The sequence below is a fragment of the Nocardia sp. NPDC006630 genome (assembly GCF_040611495.1).
Lineage (GTDB): Bacteria > Actinomycetota > Actinomycetes > Mycobacteriales > Mycobacteriaceae > Nocardia.
The window spans coordinates 37,355-60,447 of the sequence record NZ_JBEXOK010000014.1 but is presented as its reverse complement, the minus strand read 5'-3'; the positions used below and the strand labels follow the sequence as shown (position 1 = coordinate 60,447).

At 67.4% G+C, this 23,093-nt stretch carries 11 protein-coding genes; 4 read left to right on the top strand and 7 right to left on the bottom strand.

Going from position 1 to position 23,093, the window contains the following annotated elements; all coding sequences use genetic code 11:
* The first annotated feature begins 31 nt into the window (after positions 1–31).
* On the top strand, positions 32–1,285 hold the full coding sequence (locus tag ABZX86_RS34775; RefSeq protein ID WP_355129815.1) for an ATP-binding protein: 1,254 nt from the start codon (positions 32–34) through the stop codon (positions 1,283–1,285).
* Between the two features lie 23 nt (positions 1,286–1,308).
* Here the strand turns inward: ABZX86_RS34775 and ABZX86_RS34770 are convergent, their stop codons facing one another.
* Positions 1,309–1,986 (bottom strand): endonuclease V, encoded by a 678-nt coding sequence (locus ABZX86_RS34770; RefSeq protein ID WP_355129813.1) that lies wholly within the window; start codon positions 1,984–1,986, stop codon positions 1,309–1,311.
* Positions 1,987–2,192: 206 nt separating this feature from the next.
* On the opposite strand from ABZX86_RS34770, the gene ispG reads away from it, so the two are divergent.
* From ispG to ABZX86_RS34755, 3 genes are all read left to right on the top strand, one after another.
* Positions 2,193–3,326, top strand: coding sequence for a flavodoxin-dependent (E)-4-hydroxy-3-methylbut-2-enyl-diphosphate synthase (ispG, locus tag ABZX86_RS34765; RefSeq protein ID WP_327146462.1), 1,134 nt, complete (start codon positions 2,193–2,195; stop codon positions 3,324–3,326).
* 69 nt (positions 3,327–3,395) lie between these two features.
* Complete coding sequence (locus tag ABZX86_RS34760) at positions 3,396–4,259, top strand: GNAT family N-acetyltransferase (protein ID WP_355130011.1); 864 nt, start codon at positions 3,396–3,398, stop codon at positions 4,257–4,259.
* Between the two features lie 137 nt (positions 4,260–4,396).
* The gene (locus ABZX86_RS34755) at positions 4,397–6,184 is read left to right on the top strand and encodes a penicillin-binding transpeptidase domain-containing protein (protein ID WP_355129811.1); all 1,788 of its coding nucleotides are present in this window, start codon (positions 4,397–4,399) and stop codon (positions 6,182–6,184) included.
* Positions 6,185–6,206: 22 nt separating this feature from the next.
* Here ABZX86_RS34755 and ABZX86_RS34750 read toward each other — a convergent pair whose 3' ends face one another.
* The 6 genes from ABZX86_RS34750 to ABZX86_RS34725 form a co-directional block, all read right to left on the bottom strand.
* Entirely contained in the window at positions 6,207–6,413 is a 207-nt protein-coding gene (locus ABZX86_RS34750) for a hypothetical protein (protein ID WP_355129809.1), read from the bottom strand.
* A 209-nt stretch (positions 6,414–6,622) separates the two neighbouring features.
* Entirely contained in the window at positions 6,623–7,135 is a 513-nt protein-coding gene (locus tag ABZX86_RS34745) for a peroxynitrite isomerase (protein ID WP_355129807.1), read from the bottom strand.
* A gap of 129 nt (positions 7,136–7,264) precedes the next feature.
* Positions 7,265–8,086 (bottom strand): ABC transporter permease, encoded by an 822-nt coding sequence (locus ABZX86_RS34740; protein WP_355129805.1) that lies wholly within the window; start codon positions 8,084–8,086, stop codon positions 7,265–7,267.
* Position 8,087: 1 nt separating this feature from the next.
* The gene (locus tag ABZX86_RS34735; protein ID WP_355129803.1) at positions 8,088–8,921 is read right to left on the bottom strand and encodes an ABC transporter permease; all 834 of its coding nucleotides are present in this window, start codon (positions 8,919–8,921) and stop codon (positions 8,088–8,090) included.
* Positions 8,918–9,925, bottom strand: a complete 1,008-nt coding sequence (locus ABZX86_RS34730) for an ATP-binding cassette domain-containing protein (RefSeq protein WP_355129801.1) — start codon at positions 9,923–9,925, stop codon at positions 8,918–8,920. The genes ABZX86_RS34735 and ABZX86_RS34730 overlap by 4 nt, the downstream gene beginning before the upstream one ends.
* On the bottom strand, positions 9,922–23,073 hold the full coding sequence (locus ABZX86_RS34725) for an amino acid adenylation domain-containing protein (protein WP_355129799.1): 13,152 nt from the start codon (positions 23,071–23,073) through the stop codon (positions 9,922–9,924). Before ABZX86_RS34725 ends, ABZX86_RS34730 begins: the two co-directional genes overlap by 4 nt.
* Between the last annotated feature and the right edge of the window lie 20 nt (positions 23,074–23,093).

The following is a 23,093-nucleotide window of genomic DNA, read 5'->3' as shown; positions in this document are numbered from 1 at the left end:
CAGATCGATAATTTCGGATACGATGACAGCCATGTCAGCTCGGAATCTGATTGTCAGGCGAGCGTCCAGCGCAGTACGTGAGGCGCTCGGGGACACACGAGTTGTACTCATCAACGGTGCCCGTCAGGTTGGCAAGAGCACCCTTGCCAGAACCGTCGCGGGTGAGCGGGTGGCAGAGTGGCGTGATCTGGACCGCCCGCTCGATAGGGAGTCGGCTGACACTGACCCGATCGGGTTCATCGAATCCGATGACGGTCTGATGGTCATCGATGAGATTCAGCGTGTTCCGGAGCTGTTGCTGGCGATCAAATCCGAAGTGGACGCCGATCCGAGACCAGGCCGGTTCTTGCTGACCGGATCGTCGCGCCTGCTAGGGCTACGCGACCTGCCGGACACACTTGTCGGGCGTATGGAAACGATTGAGCTGTGGCCCTTTTCCCAAGGTGAGATCGACAGCACGCCGGATGAGTTCGTCGATGCGGTTTTTCGGCTGGGCCCGAACATCCGGCACACCTCCGAGGTGACTCGGGCCGAATACTCGGAACGTGTCGTCCGGGGCGGGTTACCAGAGGCCGTGGCACGGACCGATCCACGCCGCAGAGGCCGATTCATCGACAACTATGTCCAGAATCTGATCGATCGTGATGTGCGGCAACTGGTCGAGATCGAGCGTGCGCCACAGTTGGCGACCCTGATTCGACTGCTCGCGGCACGCTCCGGCACGCTCGTGGCGGCCGGCAGTCTGGAGCGTGAACTGGAGCTGTCCCGAGTGACTGTTCAGCGATACATGCGCCTGCTCGAAGAGATCTTCCTGATCAAGCGAATCCCCGGTTGGTCGCGGAATCTCGGTACGCGTGCGACTGCGGCTCCGAAGCTGGTGTTCGTCGATTCCGGAGTGGCCGCTCGCATGCTCGCGGCTGATGCTCACTCGCTTCGCCGCCCGGATGGCCCATTCGGGCTGCTGTTGGAAGGGTTTGTTATTTCGGAGCTGGCGCGGCAACTGACCTGGTCGGAGACGCTCGCTGATCTCTATCACTACCGTGATCAGAACAAGTCCGAGGTGGATATTGTGCTCGAGGATCGGGGTGGGCGCGTTGTGGGAATCGAAGTCAAAGCTGCGTCCACCGTTCGGTCGGAGGACTTTCGGGGTCTGAAGAACCTGGAGCAACGTCTCGGGGAGGACCTTCTTGCGGGGATCGTTCTGTACACGGGCGGTCAAACTCTGCCATTCGGACCGAAACTTCGAGCAGTTCCGCTGAGTGCGCTGTGGCAGGTTTCCAGCTGAGTAATACCGGCTCGCTTGCCGGGTCAGGCCCTCAGCTCATTCAACAGTTGACGGCAGAGGCGGTCTGCGCGGCGGGTGGTTTCGGGCTGGCGGTATTCGGGGGTCAGTGAAAGTACTTGGGCGCAGGCCGTTTCCAGGTCGATCAGGTGGCCGATGGAGACGAAGACCGGTTTGACGTCGGTGCGGGTGCGCAGGGCGCGGCCCACCGGGTCGCCGTCGATGGTGATCTCGGTGGACGAACCGCGCTCCGGGCCGGGCATCTCGTAGTCGCCCCAGGCGTTCTTGGCCACGCCGATCGTCGGGAGTCCGGTCAGCAGACCGATGTGGCAGGCGAAGCCGAAGCGGCGGGGATGGGCCAGGCCCTGGCTGTCGGCGATGAGGAGATCCGGTGTGATGGTGAGGTTTTCAAGAGCTGTCAGGGTGGTGGGGAGTTCCCGGAAGGCCAGCAGGCCGGGGACGTAGGGAAAGTCGGTGGTGCCCCGGGCGGTCGCGATGTCGACGGTCTCCAGGGTTTCGGCGTCGAGCACCACGATGGCGGCGACCACGGTGCCGTCCTCGCTGTAGGCCGAGTCCAGCCCGGCTATCGTGCGGAAATGGGGTGGGCGCGGATTCGCGGTGCTGACCCGGGTGCGCAATCGATCTTGAAGTGCGATCGCCTCCTCCGGGTTGCGAGGCCAGGGATCGGTGTTCGCTACCTTCACAACGCGCAACGTATACCTTCACGCCATCTGCAACGAATAAGAAGGGCAGGCCCCGGCCGATTCCCGGCTGAGCGCCCGGCGCGGGTACCGTTGTCGCCGCCGTCACAGGGCGACCGGTCTCCGAGCCTCGGTAAGCTCGGAACCGGAACGGGTGAGGACAAGACGAAAGCAGGCAACCGATCGTGAGCAGTGCCATCACATTGGGGATGCCGTCCGCACCGGCGGCCGTCCTCGCACCACGGCGTAAGACCCGCCAGTTGATGGTGGGCAAGGTCGGCGTCGGTAGTGAGTTCCCCATCTCGGTGCAGTCCATGACCACCACCAAGACCCACGACATCAATGCGACGCTGCAGCAGATCGCGGAACTGACCGCGTCCGGCTGCGACATCGTGCGTGTGGCCTGTCCCACGCAGGAGGACGCGGAAGCGCTCCCCATCATCGCCAAGAAGTCGAAGATCCCGGTGATCGCCGACATCCACTTCCAGCCCAAGTACATCTTCGCGGCCATCGACGCCGGATGTGCTGCGGTGCGCGTGAATCCGGGCAATATCAAGGAATTCGACGGCCGCGTCAAAGAGGTCGCCAAGGCGGCCGGCGCCGCCGGCATCCCGATCCGCATCGGCGTGAACGCGGGCTCGCTCGACAAGCGCATGATGGAGAAGTACGGCAAGGCCACTCCGGAGGCGCTGGTGGAGTCGGCGCTGTGGGAGGCCGGGCTGTTCGAGGAGCACGGTTTCGGCAATATCAAGATCTCGGTCAAGCACAATGACCCGGTCGTCATGGTCGAGGCCTACCGTCAGCTCGCCGCCGTCTGCGATTACCCGCTGCACCTGGGCGTCACCGAGGCCGGTCCGGCCTTCCAGGGCACCATCAAGTCCGCGGTCGCGTTCGGCGCGCTGCTGTCCGAAGGCATCGGCGATACGATCCGCGTCTCGCTCTCGGCCCCGCCCGCCGAGGAGATCAAGGTCGGTGACCGCATTCTGCAGTCGCTGAACCTGCGTCCCCGCAAGCTCGAGATCGTCTCCTGCCCCTCGTGTGGTCGCGCCCAGGTGGACGTCTACACCCTTGCCGACCAGGTCACCGCCGGTCTGGACGGCCTGGAGGTGCCGCTGCGCGTGGCCGTCATGGGCTGCGTCGTCAACGGTCCCGGTGAGGCGCGCGAGGCCGATCTCGGTGTGGCCTCCGGCAATGGCAAGGGCCAGATCTTCGTCAAGGGCGAGGTCATCAAGACCGTGCCCGAACACCTGATCGTGGAGACCCTGATCGAAGAGGCACTGCGACTGGCCGAGGAGATGGGTGAGGCCGCCGGCAGCGGTTCGCCGGTTGTCAGCGCGGGATAAACGACTGGTCGGCGTGCGGTCCGGCGCAATAGTGCGGCACGTTCTCGGAAATTCTGGCAGGCTGTGAACGTGCGGAGTGTGCTGGAGCCGACTCGCCGGGGCAAAGCCTCCGGCGCTCAACAGCTCGCGAACCGCGATCTGTCACAGGTTTTGCGCGTACTCGACACCGATCCGGTGGCGAGTTGCATGGTCGCGGCGCGGTTGCAGGACTACGGTCTGGATTCGCGCGGCGCCTACGGGGAACTGTGGAGTCGCGGCGGGCCCGAGGCGTCCCTATGTTTCTCGGGCGCGAATCTGGTACCGCTGCGCGGTAATAGAGCCGATCTACGTGCCTTCGCCGAGCGTGCGGTCCGCGGTCCGCGGGTGTGCTCCTCGGTGGTGGGCCGCCGCGAGCTCGCCCTGCCGCTGTGGGAGTTGCTCTCCGATCATTGGGGTCCGGCCCGGGATCTGCGCGCCGATCAACCGCTGCTGGCCATGGAGAAGACGGCCGCCATCGCGCCGGATCTGCGGGTCCGCCGGGTGCGCCCGGAGGAACTGGACCGCTATCTTGTTGCCGCCGTTGCCATGTTCACCGAGGAGATCGGTGTCGATCCCCGCGCCGGAGACGGTGGCCGGGGGTACCGCCGCCGGGTGGCGGGCCTCATCGAATCCGGCCGTGCCTGGGCGCGATTCGAGGACGGCGAGGTGATTTTCAAGGCCGAGGTGGGCGCCATGTCGCGGCGCACCGGCCAGATCCAGGGTGTGTGGGTGCATCCGGAGCATCGCGGGACCGGTGTGGGCACCGCCGGCACGGCTGCGGTGGCGAATGTGGTGGTGGCCTCCGGTCGTACCGCGAGCCTGTATGTGAACTGCTACAACGAGGTTGCGCGCGCCGCGTATGCGAAGGTCGGGTTCCGGCAGATCGCGACATTCGCGACAGTGCTGCTGGATTGACACTGCTGGATTGATGCGCTGTACGAGGTTCGCCACGGACGACAAGTGATCCTCAGCTCTGTGAAGTCTCCCTGAAATCCTTTCCGGCCCAGTGTGTCGCGCATGTTTGCCAGTAGTTGGCTCTACGATCTGTGCCGATGTCCACACGGGTCTTCACCATGCTGATCGCCGCCGCGGTGTCGGTTGCCGCAGTGGGTTGCTCCTCGGGACCGCAGGGTCCCGCGCAGGCCGCCGATGCCTTCCTGTCCGCCTTCGCCGACCACGATGTGCAGGGGGCCGCCGACCTCACCACCCAACCCGAAAAGGCCGGTCCCGCACTGGCTTCCGCCTGGGATCAATTGCAGGCCGAGAAGCTGACGGCCACCTCCGGCGATACCCGGGTCACCGGCGATACCGCGATCGTCGACTACACCTACGAGTGGAAACTGCCCAAGGATCGCGTCTGGAACTACCGCGGACAGCTCCAGATGGGCCGCACCGAGGGCCGCTGGTCGGTGCGCTGGACGTCTGCTGACATCCATCCGCAGCTCGGCAATACCCAGACGCTGCAATTGCGTGCGCTGCCCGCGCCGCGCGCTCGGGTGAACGAGCGCTCGGGCAGTGATGTGCTGGTGCCGGGCGCGATCTACCGCGTCAATTTCACTCGCACCGCCGCCTCCGATCCGGTTGCGGTCTCCAATGCGCTGTCGCGAGCGCTGCAGCAGTTCGATGAGCGGCTCACCGCCGACGCGATTCTCACCGCCGCCCGCAAGGCCGACGGCGTCTACAACGTCGCCGTCCTGTCGGAGTGGGAGTACCAGGAGGTGAGCTCGGAGCTGGTCGGCCTGCCCGGTGTCACCTTCGGCCGCCAGTGGGATCTGGTCCCCACCGACCGGCATTTCGCCCCGGACCTGCTCGCGCAGATTCGCAAGACGGTGATCGACGAGGTGGACGGCAAGGCCGGCTGGAATGTGGTCACCGTCAATTCCAATGGCGCCGATACCGATGTGCTGAAAGAGGTCGATCCGCAAACCTCCCCGTCGTTCTCGCTGAGCGTCGACCGCAATATCCAGAATGCCGCGCAGCACGCCGTGGACGCGCGCGAGGACCAGGCCATGATGGTGGTGATCCAGCCGTCCACCGGTGCGGTGCTGGCCATTGCGCAGAACGCGGCCGCCGATACCGACGGTCCCGTCGCCGCGTCCGGTCTCTACCCGCCGGGTTCCACCTTCAAGACGGTCACGGCCGCCGCCGCCATGAAGGCGGGGCACATCACGCCGGACACGGTGGTGCCGTGTCCGGGCCGGATTGTGGTGGGGGAGCGGACCATTCCCAACTACGACTTCTTCTCACTCGGTGATGTTCCGGTGTCGACCGCCTATGAGCGCTCCTGCAATACCGCGTTCGCGAAGATCGCCTCGGAGCTGTCCGGCGATGATCTGCAGGCGGCCGCGTCGACGCTGGGTCTGGGTCTGGACTATTCGGTCGTCGGCCTGCCGACGGTCTCCGGTTCGGTGCCGCACGACGATGATCTGGTCCAGCGTGCCGAGGACGGCATCGGTCAGGGCAAGGTGCTGGCGAGCCCGTTCGGTATGGCCATGGTGGCGGCCTCGGTGGCGCGCGGTTCGGTGCCGGTGCCGTATCTGATCTCCGGTCATCCGACGCAGGTATCCGGCGATCATCCGGAGCTGTCGGCCGATGTGGTGAACGGATTGCGGCTGATGATGCGCAAGGTGGTGCTCGGCGGTACGGCCGAGCGCATTGCGGATCAGGGTGAGGTCTACGGCAAGACCGGTGAGGCGGAGGTGGACGGCGGTTCGCACGCCTGGTTCATCGGCTACCGCGGGGATATGGCCTTCGCGACGCTGGTGGTGCGCGGCGGCAGTTCCGACAATGCGGTGGCGGTGACCCGCGATATGCTCGCCGCCCTGCCGTCGGGGTACTGAGAGTCACCGGCGGGCTGGGACTTCAGCGGTAGACGGGAACCTGTGCGAGATGGACACAGGCCAGCGGCTGGATTTCCCCCGAGGCCGGATCGGCGATGTAGTGCTGCTGGGCGAGCGTGCGCGCGGCGGGCGGTCCGACGCTGGAGGCGTCGCCGAGGATTTCGGTGACGCCGGCGCCGGCGAGGATCATGCCGGCGGTGGTGATGAGCAAAAGGGCCGAACGCTTCATGGTCCAACTCCCTTGTTTAGGGGGATGAGTGGGCGCCCCGAAAGGTCAGTTTCGGATAACCGGTGCTCATTAGGGTTGGCTGATTGTTTGCCACCGTAAGGAACGGTAATCCGACAGTCCTGTTCGACGCAACCCGCAGGTGTGATCCCGCACACTTATCGAAGTAAAGTGCCGCAGGTCACGAATGGTTGGACGCAATAGAAGTTTTTTCAGTTCTCCCGCTGCATGGTTGATGCCAGATGATGCTGCAGCGGTTGCTCGACCGCCGCCATGCGCAAGGTATAGCTGAGGGTGTCACCGGCCAGCGTGATCGTGCGGCCGAGTGCGGTCACCGCTTTTGCGCTGCTGCTGAGCCCGATCGAGGTGGAGTCCAGTTCGATGCGCAGGCCCTCGTCATCGGCGACGAGACTGCCCTCGCAGATCTCGGTGATGCCGGTCGGATGCGCGAGAATCAATTCGACCCGATCTTCGGGGAGCGCGCGCAGATATCCGGTCTCACTGTGCATGGGACGCCCATCGTCGGCGGCGCGAGTGCGCTGCCGATAGGTGAGGAAGGCGCGGCCGACATGGCCGAAGTGCACTTCCTCCAGATACTCGAAATTATTGATGGTCGGATATTCGCCCTGTCCGCGTCCGCGCCAGGTTCCCAGCAGCGGTGCGAGATGAGCGATATCCGGATGGGGCGCGACGGGTGATTGGGGTTCGAGCACGGCGGCCAGCATAGTGCGCCCCGCAACCTCCGGCGCGCGCTCGACGCGCCGGAGGTTCGGTATTTGGCGAAAGGGGGCTGGATGGGGGGATTGTGTTGTGGCCATTGGGGGTACGAGATTCGGACATCTCGCGCAAAGGGGTCAGCGGCGGCTGGCTCGCCGGTAACCGTAGGCCGCCGGAACCGCGAAAACGATGATCATGCCCAGCGACCAGACGATGGTGAGCAGGAGCGGACGAGCCAGCGCACCGCCCTCCGCGAGCGAGCGCATGGTGTCCACCGCGACGGACATGGGCTGGTTGCGCACCACCGGCTGAATCCAATTCGGATACGCGCCGAGCGGGACGAAGCCGGTGCTGAAGAACATCAGCAGCGACGACAGCAGCGCGACGCCCTCCACCAGTGTGGATTTGGCGGTGAAGACCGCGATCGCGGTGACCATGGTGGCGAAGGCCAATCCGAACAGCACCGGCAACCACAGGAAGGCGAAGGCGGCCAGCGGTCCCTGATGAAATCGGAAGCCCAGCAGCATGGCGAAGCCGATGATCACGACGGTGCCGCAGAAGATGCGGCAGCCCTCGGCCAGAATGCGCGCGGCCAGCCCGGAGCCGCGATGCACCGGCAGCACCCAGAACCGGGCCAGCAGTCCGGCATCGCGTTCGCGCCCGAGCATGACGCCGCTGGCGACGGTGCCCGACAGCGCGCCCACCAGTGTCACCATCGGCACCGATCCGTAGAGGGCGCTGTGGCCGGAGAACTTCTGGATCTGGCTGCCCACAACGATATTGAGCATCATCAGCAGCAGGCACGGGACGATGAGGGTTTCGAGCAGGGTGATGGGGTCGCGTCCCCAGCGCAGCAGTAGCCGCTGGGTCTGAATCCAGGTGTGGCGCAGCAGCGCCGGGGCCGAGGATTCGGGCGGGCGGAGGGTGTCGGCGTCGGTGTGTTCGGCGAGGGTGGCCATGTCACGACCTCTTCATATTCAGCCGGACGGTGCAGATGAGCGAGAACACGATGATCGCGGCCGCCCAGAGCAGCGGCGGTGTCATGAGCGACCAGGTCACCTCGCCCGCATTCCCGCGGGTATCGCCGCCGAGCGCCCGCAGCCCGTAGGCGAATTGCGAAACGGGTTGATTGCGCACGAAAGCCTGTACCCAGTGCGGGAATTGGCTCGCCGGTGCGAGTCCGGTGGAGAGCATGCCCAGGATGAGCGGCGGCAGCACCAGCATCTGGGTGGTGGCCTCCGGACTCTTGGTCACGGTGCCGATGACGTCCGCGCCGATGCTGAAGGCGATGCCGATGAGCATGGCGAAGAGCAGGAATCCAATGGTGTGCGAGGCGGGGCCGTGGAACCGGAAGCCGATCACGTACACACTCACCACGGCGGAGGCGAGCCCCACGAGCATGCGAAAGAGATTGGCGGCCATACGCGCCGCGGTGGGAATGAGCGGATGCATCGGCATGGCATCGAAGCGCCGATCCAGTCCGGAGACCATATCGGTGGCGGCGCGGAAGGCGGCGGAGATGGCGGTGAACGCGGCCGCCTGCAGCATGACGATGGGTGTCATGAACTGCGCATAGGAGCTGAATCCCGTTCCGGCGAACGACATTACGCGATTGAGCGGAATGTAGAAGCTGATGGTGAAGGTGATCGGCGCGAGCACCGCGGTAATGATCTCCCCGGTCGTGATCGCGGGCACGATGAGCCGGATGGTGAGCACCCACCACTGCCGCAGCGTGGCCGGGGTGGCACGGGCGCTGGTGAGCCAGACCGCCGGTGCGGCCGTCGCGGCGGTCACGACTGCGCCTCTTCCGCGATGACCAGTTCGGCCGGATGGCCGGTGAGCTGCAGGAAGACCTCGTCGAGCGAGGGCCGCCGCAGCGCGATATCCACCAATTCCATTCCGGCACTGTCGAGTCGGCGCAGCGCCTCGGCGAGCGTCTTCGCGCCCTCCGGTGCGGGAATCGCCAATCGATCCGAATCCCCGGTCAGGGCAATGCGAGTCGAGTCGGGAATCAGATCGCCGAGGGCTCCGGCAATGGCGGGCAGATCCTCCATGCGCAGCGGCACGATCTCGCAGTAGCTGCCGCCGGTGCGTGCCTTGAGCTCATCGGGCGTGCCGCTGGCGATCACGATTCCGTGGTCGATGACGATGATCCGATCGCAAAGGGCATCAGCCTCCTCCAGATACTGCGTGGTGAGCAGCGTGGTGATGCCGTGCTTGCGGAATCCGCCGACCAGATCCCAGACCCCTTGGCGGCTACGGGGATCGAGCCCGGTGGTGGGTTCGTCGAGGAAGACCACCTCCGGCCGCACCACCAGTCCGCAGGCGATATCGATGCGCCGCCGCATACCGCCGGAGTAGGTGCCGACGCGGCGTTTCGCGGCCGCGGTGAGATCGAATTCGTCGATGAGCTCATCGGCGCGGGCGCGGGCGGCGCGCTTGCGCAACCCCATGAGCCGCCCGAACATGACGAGGTTCTCGTATCCGCTCAAAGCATCGTCGAGCGCGGCGAATTGGCCGGTCAGCATAATGCTGCGGCGCACCTCGGCGGCCTCGGCGACCACATCGTGCCCCGCGACCGAGGCACGCCCGGCATCGGGTGCGATGAGCGTGGAGAGGATATTGACGGTGGTGGTCTTCCCGGCGCCATTGGGTCCGAGAATGCCCAGTACTTCACCGGGCGCGGCGTGGAAGGTGATGCCGCGCAAGGCCTGTACCGCGCCGAAGGATTTCTCGACGCCTTCCACGATGACGCCGTCACCGGCTTCCGACGGCACCGCGCTGCTGGTTGTGGTCATGGTGTCCCTCCGAGGTTTTCGTCGAGGATGCGGGCGATCGCCGCGAGCGCATGGGGTGCGGTCAGTTCCTCGTGAGCGACTTCGATGTCGTGATTGGTGATGTCTCCGGTGATCCACGGCCGCCAGCCGGCGGGCCCGAAGATCTCCGAGGTGTCGACGGTGGCGCTGAAATACAGTGCGTCGCCGTGGAATACCGGCCGCTGATACCCGGTGCGGGTGCGGGCGGAGGCGTTGTAGGAGGCGGCCATGCGCTCGAGGGTGGCGGCGTCGATCAGCGAGATGCCGCCCATGCGCTCGCGAATGAGCTCGGCGGCCTCGTCGGCGGTGGCCTCGGCCGGGACGTCCTCGATGCCGAAGACCTGGCCGAAACTGGCCACGAAGGAACCGGCGGTGAGCCTTTCGATGCTGTCACCGTCGATATCGGTGCTGTCCGCGTCGAGCAGCGTCAGTATGCCGATCCGAGCCCCTGCTTCCTGGAGTTTTGTGGCGACGGCATGTGCGATGAGACCGCCGAAGGACCAGCCGAGCAGATGGTACGGGCCCTCCGGTTGCAGACGCCGGATTTCCTGCACGTAGCGCTCGGCGAAGTCGTCGATGCTCTCGGCATGGGGTGCGCCGGACAGATCCGGAGCCTGCAGACCGTAGATCGGACGGCCGGGGCGCAGGGCATCGGCCAGTCCGAGGTAGGTCCATGCCATACCGGAGGACGGGTGGATGCAGAACAGCGCGGGTTCGTCACCGCCGAGCCGGATGGGCAGCACCACGTCCAGGCCGAGTCCGGGCGGTGAATCCTGTTGTACGGCAGTGAGTGCGGCGCGCGCCTGCTCGGCCACATACCGCGATTCCGCATCGGAGGCCGCCCGGGCCGCCGGGGTGTCGGCGAACCAGGCCGCGGCGGTGAGCGTTTCGACCCACAGCCAGGCCAGAGCGGCGACTTTCGATCGCGGCACCAGCTTTTCGGGGTAGCTGAAACTCGCCTGCAAGCGGTCACCGGCCACCACGGCATTGATCTCGATTTCGGCGGTCACCGGTACATCCGGGTGCTCCGTGGCGTGCAGATCCCCGAATTCGTCGGTGGGCAGCCAGCCGAGTCCCTCCAGCCCGGCCGGAATGTCGGCGGCGGCATAGCGACCCAGATAGTTGAAGCCGATGCGCCCAGGCAAATGCTCCGGCAGTGCTCGCGCGGTCTCCTGATCGAGATAGCGCAGCAGGCTGAAGCCGATGCCCTTGTCCGGCACGGCGAGCAGTTGATGTTTGACCGCGCGAATCGCCTCGCCCATGGCGGGACCGCCCTGCAGCGCATCGTCGATATCGATGCCCGGCAGCCGCAGTTCCACCGGATAGAGACTGGTGAACCAGCCGATGGTGCGGGACAGATCCGCACCGGGCACGATCTCCTGCTGCCGCCCGTGGCCCTCCATGCGGATCAGCACCGAGTCGTCATCGCTGCGAATGCGCCAGTGCCGGACCGCGAGGGCGAGGGTGGCCAGCAGCGCGTCCTCGACACTGCCGCCGAACAGCGCGGGCAGGGTGGTGAGCAGGGCGGTGGTGACCTCGGCGGGTGCTTCGACATCGACCGCGCGCACGGTGCCGATGAGGTCGATCGCGGGATCGAGTTCGCGGCGGCCGATCGGCGGATCCGGGGTGGTGGCGATCGCGCGCCAGTAGTCCAGTTCGGCGGTGCGGGTGGCGCTGCGCGCTTCCTCCTGCAGCGCGTGTGCCCAGCGGCGCATGGAGGTGCCGGTCTCGGACAGCACCGGGGCCGCGCCACCGGAGATCTGAGCCCAGGAGGCGATGAGATCCGGGATCAGGATGCGCCAGGACACACCATCTATGACGAGATGGTGGGCCACCAGGATCAATCTTCCGGAGCGACCGGTCGGTCCTGCCGGATCGAGCCACACCAGCTGCAGCATGACCCCGGCCGCCGGATCGAGCCGCTGGAGTGCCGAATCGAGTTCGGTCGCGGCGTATTCGCGCAGCTCACTGATGCCGGCGGCCTCGAATTCCACCCGATGCAGCAGCGCATCCACATCGACGGCCCCGGGCTCCCGGGTCCGCAGCCGCCAATCCCCGTCCTCGAAACTGAGCTGGGCGCGCAACATATCGTGGTGATCGACCACCGCGCCGACCGTAGCGACGAGCTGTTCGCGGGTGATGCCCGCCGGCATTTCCAGCACGGCGGTCTGCGCGAACCGGCTGAAATCACCGCCGCGCTCGATCATCCACCGCATGATCGGCGTGAGCGGCATATCGCCGACACCCCCGCCGGGCAGCTCCTCCAGGACGACGGCCTCGCCCGCCGCATCCGCGAGCGCGGCCAGCGCGGCGACGGTGCGGTGCTCGAAGATCTGCAGCGGCGTGAGCTCCATCCCGTGCAGTCGAGCCCGCGAGACCAGCTGAATGGCCAGAATGCTGTCCCCGCCGAGCGCGAAGAACGAATCGTGCACACCGACCCGCTCGCGCCCGAGCAGCTCGGCCACCAGTGCGGCCAAGGTGGATTCGGTATCGGTCGTCGGGGCGCGATATTCGGTCTCGGCCTCGAAGATCGGCTGCGGCAGGGCTTTTCGATCGAGCTTGCCCACGGCATTGAGCGGGATGGCGTCGAGCACCACGAACGCCGACGGCACCATATAGCCGGGCAGGTGATCGGCGGCATGGGCGCGCACGGCGGCGATATCGAGCTCCGCATCGTGTGCTGGCAATAGATAGGCGGCCAGCGCGGTGGCTCCGCCCGGTCCCGGAACACCCAGCGTGACAGCGAATTCGACATGGTCGGCGCGGGTCAGCACCGCGTCGATCTCGCCGAGTTCGATGCGCTGGCCGCGCACCTTGACCTGGAAGTCGGTGCGGCCCAGATACTCCAGCCGGGGCGCGGTGAGCGCACCGATCCAGCGCACCAGATCGCCGGTGCGGTACATGCGTTCGCCCGGCTCGCCGTACGGGTCGGCGACAAAGCGGCCCGAGGTCAGGCCGGGGCGCGCGTGGTAACCGCGAGCCAGTGCGGGTCCGGCCAGATAGAGCTCACCCGCGACACCCAGGGGCACCGGCCGCAGCCGCTCATCGAGCACCACGGCGGCCGCACCGCGAATCGGGCGCCCGATGGTGACCTGCCGATCTGCCCGCAGCACATCCGAAGTTGTTGCCCAGATGGTGAATTCGGTCGGTCCGTAGAGGTTCACCAGCATTCGGTCCGCCGCCCAGCGGGCGACCAGATCGGGCCCGATGGCTTCACCGGCGACGGCGAGCACACGCACGCTCGGCACAGCGGCCGGATCCATGGTCGCCAACGCGGAGGGTGTGATCACCAGGTGGGTGACCTGCTGTGCGGCAATGAGTTCCGCGAGCGCGTCACCACCGAACACATCGGGCGGCGCGACCACGGCGGTACCGCCGGCGCCGAACGCCATGAGCGCCTCGAATGCCGAGGCGTCGAAACTCGGTGAGGCGACCTGCAATACCCGCGACTTCGCATTGAGCCCGAGCATATGGTGCTGGGCCCGCACCAGATCGGCGATCCCGCGATGCGAGACCGATACGCCCTTGGGCGTTCCGGTCGATCCGGACGTGTAGATCAGCCAGGCGGGGTGGTCCGGGTGTATCTCGCGATAGGTCTCTTCCCACGGCTCTTTCGCTCGTACCGGAGTGCTCGGCTGGTCCAGTTGCACCCAGCGAATGGTGTCCGGCAGCAGTGGCCGGTGCACGCTGGTGGTCAGTCCGAGCACCGCGCCGGAGTCGGACAGCATGTGGTCGATGCGATCGAGTGGATGGCGCGGGTCGATCGGCAGGAAGGCCGCCCCGGTCCTGGCGGTGGCCAGCAGTGCGATGAGCAGCTCGGCGCTGCGCGAAAGCGCCAGGGCCACCACGGTTTCGACATCGGCTCCCGCGGCCGTGAGCTGGTCCGCCAGCCGGTCGGCGGCGGCTTCGAGTTCGCCGTAGGTGGTGGTCCGGCCGTCGGCCACAATGGCCGGGCGATCGGGGTGGAAGGCCGAGGCGGTTGTGAGAATCTCGGCGAGCGTGCCGGTGCCGCCGGTGCGTGGCCCGCGCAGCGGTACCAGTGCGGCCCGTTCGGCCGTGGCCATGAGATCGATATCGGAGATCCGGATATCGGGATCGGCGGTAATGGCGGTCAGCAACTGCTCCCACCGCGCCACCAATTGTGCGGCGGTGGCCGGATCGAACATATCGGTGGCGTAGGTGAGGGTTCCGTCCAAACCGCCAGGTCCCGCACCGGGATTCGGATCGCGCAGATCGAAGGTCAGATCGAACTGGGAGGTATCCCGGTCGAACGGCTCCACCGTCACCCGCAGTCCCGGGAATTCCAGGGCCGGGGTGTTGAAGTTCTGCAGGGACAGTGATACCTGGAACAGCGGATGGTGCGCCGTGGAGCGCGGCGGATCCAGCACCTGCACCAGGCGTTCGAAGGGCACCTCGGCATTGGCGAAGGCATCGAGGTCCGAAGCCCTTACGGTGGAAAGGAATTCGCGGAAGCCGCGTCCGGTGTCGACCGGTGTGCGCAGGGCCAGGGTATTGACGAACATGCCGACCAGATCGTCCAGTGCGGCCTCACCGCGTCCCGCCACGGCGGTGCCGATCAGGACATCCGGAGTGCCCGCGAGTCGCGAGAGCAGCACCGCCAGCGCGGCGTGCACCACCATGAACAGGCTGGATTCGGTCTCGGCAGCCAAAGCCGTGAGGGCACTGTGTAATTCGGGCCGGATGCTGAACGGCAGGTCGGCGCTGCGCATGCTCTGCACCGCCGGTCGCGGCCGATCGGCGGGCAGTTCCAGTGCGTCCGGCGTCGCGGCCAGCCGCTCCGCCCAGTACCGGATCTGCTGTGCGGCAGCGGAATCGGGATCCTGTTCGTCGCCGAGCAGCTCGCGCTGCCAGATCGAGTAATCCGCGTACTGCACCCGCAGCGGCGGCAGCGCGTGATCCGCTCCGCTGCTGCGGGCCAGGTACGCGGCCATGAGGTCGGTGGCCAGCGGCGCCATGGAGGTGCCGTCGGCGCTGACGTGGTGCACCACCAGCACCACCACATGTGTCTCGGACTCCGGGGTGATCCGGAAGAACCCGATGCGCAGCGGTGATTCCCGGGTCAGATCGAATCCGCTGCCGGTGACCGCCGCGATCCGATCGGCCAGTGCCGCACCGTCTTCGGTCTCGGCAACCCGCAGTTCGGGCGCGGCCGACTCCGCGCCGACCACCACCTGCCGCGGTCCGTCGGCATCGGCCGGATAGATGGTGCGCAGCGTCTCGTGCCGGGTCACCACATCGATGACGGCCTGCCGCAGCGCCGGTACATCCAGTGCGCCGGTGAGCCGCAGCGCGACGGAGATGTTGTAGGCCGCCGACTCCGGATCCAGCCGGTTCATCACCCACATGCGCTGCTGCGCGGGAGAGAGCGGAATCCGGTCGGGCCGAATGCGGGCCGCCAGCATGGGCCTGCCTGTGCCGTCCCCTGCGGGCACCACCCGCGTCGAGAGCTGGGCGACGGTCGGTGCGTCGAACAGATCGCGCAGCGCAATGGTCGCGCCCAGTGCGGAATTCACCCGCGCCACCACCCGGGTCGCGCTGAGCGAATTGCCGCCGAGTTCGAAGAAGGATCGGTCGATACTGACCTTCTCCACTCCGAGCACCTCCGCGAACACCTCGGCGACCGCGGTCTCCACCGCGGTGCGCGGTGCCAGATACCGTTCCAGCAGACTGGCGAAATCCGGTGCGGGCAGGGCATTCCGGTCGAGTTTGCCGACCGGGGTGAGCGGCACCTCATCGAGTTCGATGAGGTAGCTCGGCACCATGTATCCGGGCAGCGCGGCGGCGACGCGGGTGCGCAGCAGTTCGGTATCGAGATCGTGCTCGCCCAGTCCGACCACATACGAGACCAGCACGGTCTGCCCGCCGGGCCCCGGGCAGCCGATGGTGGCCGCATATTCGACCTCGTCGTCCGCGCTCAGCACCGCGTCGATCTCGCCGAGTTCGATCCGCAGGCCGCGAATCTTGACCTGGAAGTCGCTGCGCCCCTGGTATTCCAGCTCGAGCCGGGTCTGCTCGCCCTGCTCGCTCTCTACCCACCGCACCATATCCCCGGTGCGGTACATGCGTGCGCCGGGCGATCCGTACGGATTGGTCACGAAACGTGTTGCGGTGAGCGCGAATCGGTTGAAGTACCCGCGCGCGAGTGCCGGTCCGGTCAGATACAGCTCCCCGGTCGTGCCCACCGGCACCGGTCGCAGCCAGGTGTCGAGCACCATGGCCGCCGCCCCGCGAATGGGCGTGCCGATGGTAATGGCCTCCCCGCTCCGGAGTTCGCCCGGTCCGGTGGCCCAGATGCTGAATTCCGTGGGACCGTACAGGTTCACCATGCGCCGGCCGGGGGCCCACGCCGCCACCAGCTCCGGTCCGGCCGCCTCACCGGCCACCGTCAGATTCCGCAGATCACTGAGCCCGTCCGGATTCATGGTGGCCAGCACCGACGGTGTGATGACCGCATGGGTCACCCGCTCGGTGCGCAGCAGCTCCTCCAGCTCCGGGCCGCCGTACACATCCGGCGGCGAGATGACCAGTCGCCCGCCCATCCCGTGCGCCATGAGCATTTCGTGCACCGAGGCGTCGAAGCTGGGGGAGGCCACCTGCAGCGTGCTGCACTCCTCGTTCAGATCGAGGAAGGTCTCCTGGGAGGACACCAGATTGGCCAGACCGCGATGACTGAGCAGTACGGCCTTGGGTTTACCGGTGGAACCGGAGGTGTAGATGAGATAGGCGATCTGGTTCAGATCGATGGGCCCGCCGCGTTCGGCATCGGTAATGGGCGCGTCCGAGACCGTCATGACCCGGCGAATGGTGTTGAGGTCGTCCAGCAGCAGCCAGTCGATACTGCCCGGCAGCGTTTCGCCGACCGAGCACACCGTCACCCCGATCGGTGCGCGGGAGTCGGTGAGAATGTGCTCGATGCGCTCCACCGGATAGTTGGGATCCAGCGGCAGGAACGCCGCTCCGGTCTTGGCCAGCGCCCACACCGCGACCACCGATTCCACCGACCGGGTCAGCGCCAGTACCACGAAGACCTCGCGGCCGACACCGCGGCGCAGCAGCATCCGGGCGAAGCGATTGGACCAGGCGTCGAGATCGCGATAGGTCATGGTGAGGTTGCCGGAGCTGAGGGCGATCCCGTCCGGCGCGACTCGCGCACCGGCGCCGAGGATTTCGGCCAGCGTGCGCATCGGCACCGGCCCGGCGCCGCGCACCGGCAGCAGAGCCCGCCGCTCGGCCGGATCGCAGTGCTGCAGCTGTGCCACCCGCAGTCCGGGGCGGTTCGCGATCTGCCCGAGCAATTGCGCGAAGCGCTCCAGCAGTCGCCGCGCCTGCGCCTCGGGCAGCTGATCGGTCATGAATTTCACGGTGAGCTGCAGACTTTCGGCGCCGTCCGGTGCGCGCTGCGGAATCACCATGAGGTTCAGGGGATACGGCGTGGCATCGGTGCCGGAGACGTCCAGAATGCGCATGCCGGCGATATCGAGCGCCTGGGACAGGGTCTCCCGATCGATCGGGTAGGACTCGAAAACGGTGAGGGTGTCGAAGAGTTCGGACAGCCCGATCGCCTGATGAATCGCGGCCAGCCCGACATGCTGATGGTCGAGCAGCCGGGTCTGCTCCGATTGCACCCGGGCCAGCAGTTCGGTCACCCGCTCGGCCGGATCCAATCGCACGCGCACCGGCAGGGTATTGATGAAGAGCCCGACCATCTCCTCGATACCGGACAGCTGCGGCGGCCGCCCGGACACGGTCCCGCCGAACACCACATCGGTGCGCCCGGTGACCATGGCCAGCAGCAGTGCCCAGGCGGACTGCACTGCCGTATTGACGGTCGCACCGGCGCCCCGCACGGTCGTCTCCAGCCGCGACAGCGCCTCCGGCCCGAAATCGACTGTCACCATGCCGGATTCGGTACTGGAGATCTCCGCCAGGGACGGGACGGCGCGGGTCGGGGAATCCACGCCCGCGAGGGCTTCGGTCCACGCGGCCAGGGAGGCGGCCTCATCCTGCTCGCCCAGCCAGGCCAGGAATTCGCGATACGAATGCGCGGGCGCCGCGGTGAGTTCGTGCCCGGTGACCGCGGCGAGGTAACCGGCCAGCAGTTCCCGCACCACCAGCGGGGTGGACCAGCCGTCCAGCACCAGATGGTGATTGGTCATGAGCAGCGTGTACGCCTCGGCGTCGGTGCGAATCAGACTCAGCCGCAGCAGCGGCGGGCGGGCGAGATCGAATCTGGTGCCGGCATCGACGGCGATCAGCCGCGTCAGCTCGCGCTGTCGCTCGGCGGCATCCACGATATCGGTGAGATCGACCTGCTGCCAAGGTATTTCGGCGTCACCGGCAACCAGCTGGCGCGGTCCCGCCGCCGTTTCGATGAAGGCCACCCGCAGCACCTCGTGCCGATCGAGAATGCTCTGCGCCGCATTCCGCAGCCGCGCCGCATCCACCCGGCCCGCCAGCGACAGCTGTGTCTGCACCGTGTAACCGTCGGCGGTATCGGTGTCGTACCGGGCATGGAACAGCAGCCCGTACTGCAGCGGCGACAGCGGCCAGACATCGGTGAGCCGCGGATAGTCGCGCTCCCACGCCTCGAGCTGCGGCTGCGTCACGGTGACGAGCGAGAAGTCGGACGGGGTGTGCCCGCCCGCACCGGTCCGGCGGGCATGGTCGGTGAGTGCGGTCAGTGCCGCCGCCCACAGCTCGGCGAAGTCGCGGACCTGGGTCTGCGTGACCAGTCGCGCGGCGTACGCCCAGGTGATTTCCAATCCGGCGTCGGTGTGGAAGGCATTGATGTCCACGGCCGCCGCGAGGGGTGCGTGATCGTCGTGGGTCGCCGCGAAACGGCGTGGCAGCCAGGGGGTTTCGTCGCCGTCCACGGTACTGCCAGCCCCGGTGCGGCCCAAGTAGTTGAAGCTGAGCTGCGGAACGGGTGCTGCCGCCAGCTCGGCGGCCGTCTCCGGATTCAGGTAGCGCAGCATGCCGAACCCGACACCCTTGTCCGGTATGGCGCGCAGCTGCTCCTTGACGGCCTTGAGCGCGGCTCCGGCGGCGGGACCGCCACGGAACGCCTCGTCGAGATCGATCCCCCCGAGATCCAGTGCGACCGGATACACGCTGGTGAACCAGCCGACGGTGCGGGAGATATCCGCGCCGGGCAGGATCGATTCCTCGCGGCCGTGGCCCTCCAGGGTGAGCAGGGTGCGGTGGCTCCTGCGCCACTTGCCGGCCGCGAGAGCGAGGGCGGTGAGCAGGGCGTCATCGGCGCCGCAGTGGAAAAGCTCGGGAATGAGTTCCAGTGCTGCCGAGGTGGTTTCGGCATCTATGGTGGTGCGCAGCTGCTCCATGGTGGCAGCGGTATCGTGCGCGGCATCCAGTGCCCGCGCACCCAGTGCCGGATCGGGTGTCGCCAGCATCTCCTGCCACAGCGGCAATTCCGCTACGCGCTCGCCGGCCTGCTCCTGTTGCGCGTGCGCCCAGCGCCGGAAGGAGGTGCCGATCGGCGCCAGCGTGCCGCCGGAGCAGGCGGTCACCAAGTCGGGCAGCAGAATTCGCCAGGACACCCCATCGGTGACCAGATGGTGCAGCACGATCCACAGCAGCGGATCGCGATCCTCCCGTTCGATGAGTACGAACCGGGCCACCACTCCGGCGGACGGGTCGAGCAGATCCGCGGCGCGCTGCAATTCGACTTCCCCATCGGAATCGGCGGGCGCGCGAACCACCTCGATGAGCGCGCCGGCCTCCACCGAACCGGGCTTGTCGACCAGCCATTCCCATTCGGACCCGGCCTGCTGAGTCAGTGTGCTGCGCAAGAGATCATGCCGGTCGAGCAGGGCCTGCACGGCCGTTCGCAGCTGGGACCGGTCGATATCGCGCGGCAGTCCGATGAGCACCGCCTGGGCGAAGCGCGGCCAGCTGTCGCCCTGATCGAGCATGGCGGCCGCGATCGGAGTCAGTGGCACCCGGCCGATACCGCCGCCGGGCAGCTCCTGCACGACCGGTGCGGTGGCGTCCGTGGCTGCTCTGGCGAGCGCGGCAACTGTCTTGTGCTCGAAGACATCTCGCGCCCGCAGGCCCAATCCGGCGGCCTTGGCGCGCGCCACCAGCTGGATGGCGACAATGCTGTCGCCGCCGAGGGCGAAGAAATTGTCGTCCGCGCCGATGGCGTCGGTACCGAGCACCTCGGCGAATATCGTCGCGAGAGTGCGCTCCCGTTCGCCCTCGGGCGGGCGACCGGTGCGGGTGCGCGCGCCGAACTCCGGCTGCGGCAGCGCCCGCCGATCCACCTTCCCGGCCGGGGTGAGCGGCAGCGAATCAAGGACCATGACCACCGACGGCACCATGTGCGACGGGAGTTGGCGGGCCACAGTGGCTTTCACGGACTCGGCATCGACGGTCGCATCCGGGGCGGGCAGCACATACGACACCAGCGCGATCGCTCCGCCCGGCGTGGTCGCGCCCACCGTGATGGCGGTCGCCACTCCGGCGTGCTGCGCGACCGCCGCATCCACCTCACCGAGTTCGATACGGAACCCGCGCACCTTGACCTGGGTGTCGCCGCGCCCCGCGAATTCGAGCTCGAAGCGCCCGTTGCGCCGCCGCCACCGCACCAGATCTCCGGTGCGATACATACGCTCACCGGCGGCGAAGGGATTCGCGACAAACCGCTCGGCGGTGAATCGGATGCGCTGGTGATAGCCCCGCGCCAATCCGGCTCCGCTCAAATACAACTCACCCGTCACTCCGGGCGGGACCGGTCGCAGCCAGGGATCGAGGACAACCGCGCCGACCCCGCGGGCGGGCGCGCCGATGGTGATCGGTTCACCCGGCGTCAGCGGCGCACTGAGCGTCGCGGTCACGGTGGTCTCGGTCGGCCCGTAGCCATTGAGCACCGTGCGCCCGGCCCAGCGCGCGGGCAGCTCCGGCGGGCAGGAATCGCCGCCGACGACCAGGGTCCGCAATCGCGGCAGCGTCGCCACCTCGAGTGAACCCGCCACGGCCGGAGTCACATTCAAATGCGTGACCTCCAGCGCGCGCAGGACGCGCGCCAGTTCCTCACCCGCGTAGGCGGCGGGCGGCACCACCGCCACGGTCGCTCCCACCGCTAATGCGACCAGCAGCTCCTCCACCGAAATATCGAAACTCGGCGAAACTGCATGCGCCATCACGGCATCCGAGCGCACTCCGAAGGCCGTGCCGGAGCCGGTCACCAGATTGGACAGCCCGCGGTGCGTCACCCCGACGCCCTTGGGCAGTCCGGTGGAACCGGAGGTATAGATGAGATAGGCGAGCTGGTCGATCCGCACCGGTGCGAGCCGGTCGGCATCGGTGACCGGGCCGGAATCGACTGCGGTGAGCGCTGTTTCGGCGGCCTCGTCATCGATGACCAGCCATTGCACCCGATCCGGCAGCGCACTGCGCGCGGCGGCCACGGTCACCCCGGCCACCACCCGGCTGTCGGTGATCATGTGCTCGATGCGATCGGTCGGATATCCGGGATCGATGGGAACGAAGGCCGCACCGGTCCGCGCCACCGCGCACATGGCCAGCACCGACTCCGCCGAGCGCGGGATCGAAATGGCCACGGCCCGTTCGGGTCCCGCGCCGGCGGCGATGAGCAGGCGGGCGAGTCGATTGCTGTACTCGCTGACCTCGCGGTAGGTGAAGGCGGTCCCGTCGGCGCGCATGGCAATCGCGGACGGATCGACCTGTGCGCCGGCGTCGAGAATATCGGGCAGGGTGTGCGGCCGGGTACCGATCCGGCCCTGCGCGGGCGCCAGCTCCCGGCGCTCCGCCGCGGACAGGGCGGTGACCCCGGCGAGCGGCGTGCTCTGCCCGCCCACCAGGAATCGGTGCAGGAACTCCAGGAACCGGGCGTGCAGGGTGGCCAGTTCGGTCTCGTCGTAGCGGTTCGGATTGGCCTGGAAGTCGATATGGGTCTGCTCGCCGCCGGTGCCGGGATAGACATTGACGAACAGATCGTCGATCAGGCCCGAGGTCAGCACGTGCAGCTGTCCGGTCACCCCGCCCAGCCGGATGCGGGTATCGGCCAGCATGAGATTCACCGTCGGGCCGAAGCCGGCGATCTCGTCCATGGCCCAGCCCAGATCGCGGATGATGTCTTCCTGCCGGTACCGCTGCCGCCGCAGTGCGGCCACCAGTTCACCCTGGGTGGCCCGGATCAGCGCACCCACGGTGGCGCCCGGCTGCGGATGCAGGCGCAGCGGCACCACATTGGCGACCATGCCGCCGGAGCGGCGCAGGGCGGCGGTGGTGCGGCCGGAGACCGGCAGGCTCAGCACGATTTCGCCGCTGCCGGTCATGGCGCCGACAAAAGCGGCGAAGGCGGCCACCACCACGGGTGCGGGACTGGTGGACAGTTCGGCGGTGACAGCCGCCAGCGCGGCCGCGGTCTCCGCGGGCAGTGCGCCGCTGAGCAGCCGGGGATGGGCGTCGACCGCTCCCGCGCGGCCGCCGAGCTGCCGTGGTTCGGCCATACCGTCGAGATGTTGTTTCCAGTACTCCCGATCCGCGCCGAGCTTATCCGAGTTCCGGTATGCCACATCGGCTTCCACGATGTGCTGCAGTGGCTCGGCCTTGCCCTCGGGCACTTCCCGCCCGGCGGCGATGGCGTTGTAGAGCTCGGAGGTGCGCTGCAGCATGGTGAGTGCGCCGACGCCGTCGAGCAGGATGTGATGTAGCCGTGAGTACCAGAACCAGCGATCTTCGGCCAGCCGCAGCATGGCCACGGTGCACAGCCGGTCCCGGGTGAGATCCAGCGGTGCGGTGTATTCGGCCCGCATCCAGGCCTGCGCGGCGGCGTCCGGATCGGGTGCACCGCTCAGATCGACGGTGAGAATGCGATCGTCGAGGGTGGTGTCGACGAGTTGCCATGGCAGCTCGTCGATTTCGATGAGGCGCAGATAGCCGGTGCCGAACTCCCGTCCCGCCTGCCGGGCCACCCGGCCGAGCAGGTCCACATCGACCGGGCCGATGAACTCGACGTACTGGGCGATGGAGATGGGGGTGTCACGGGCCAGCTGCTGGGCGAACCAGATGCCACGTTGTGCAGCGGACAGAGCGAAGGCTGAGGTGGCAGAGCTGGAAGCCATGAAACATCCTGCGGGCTGGG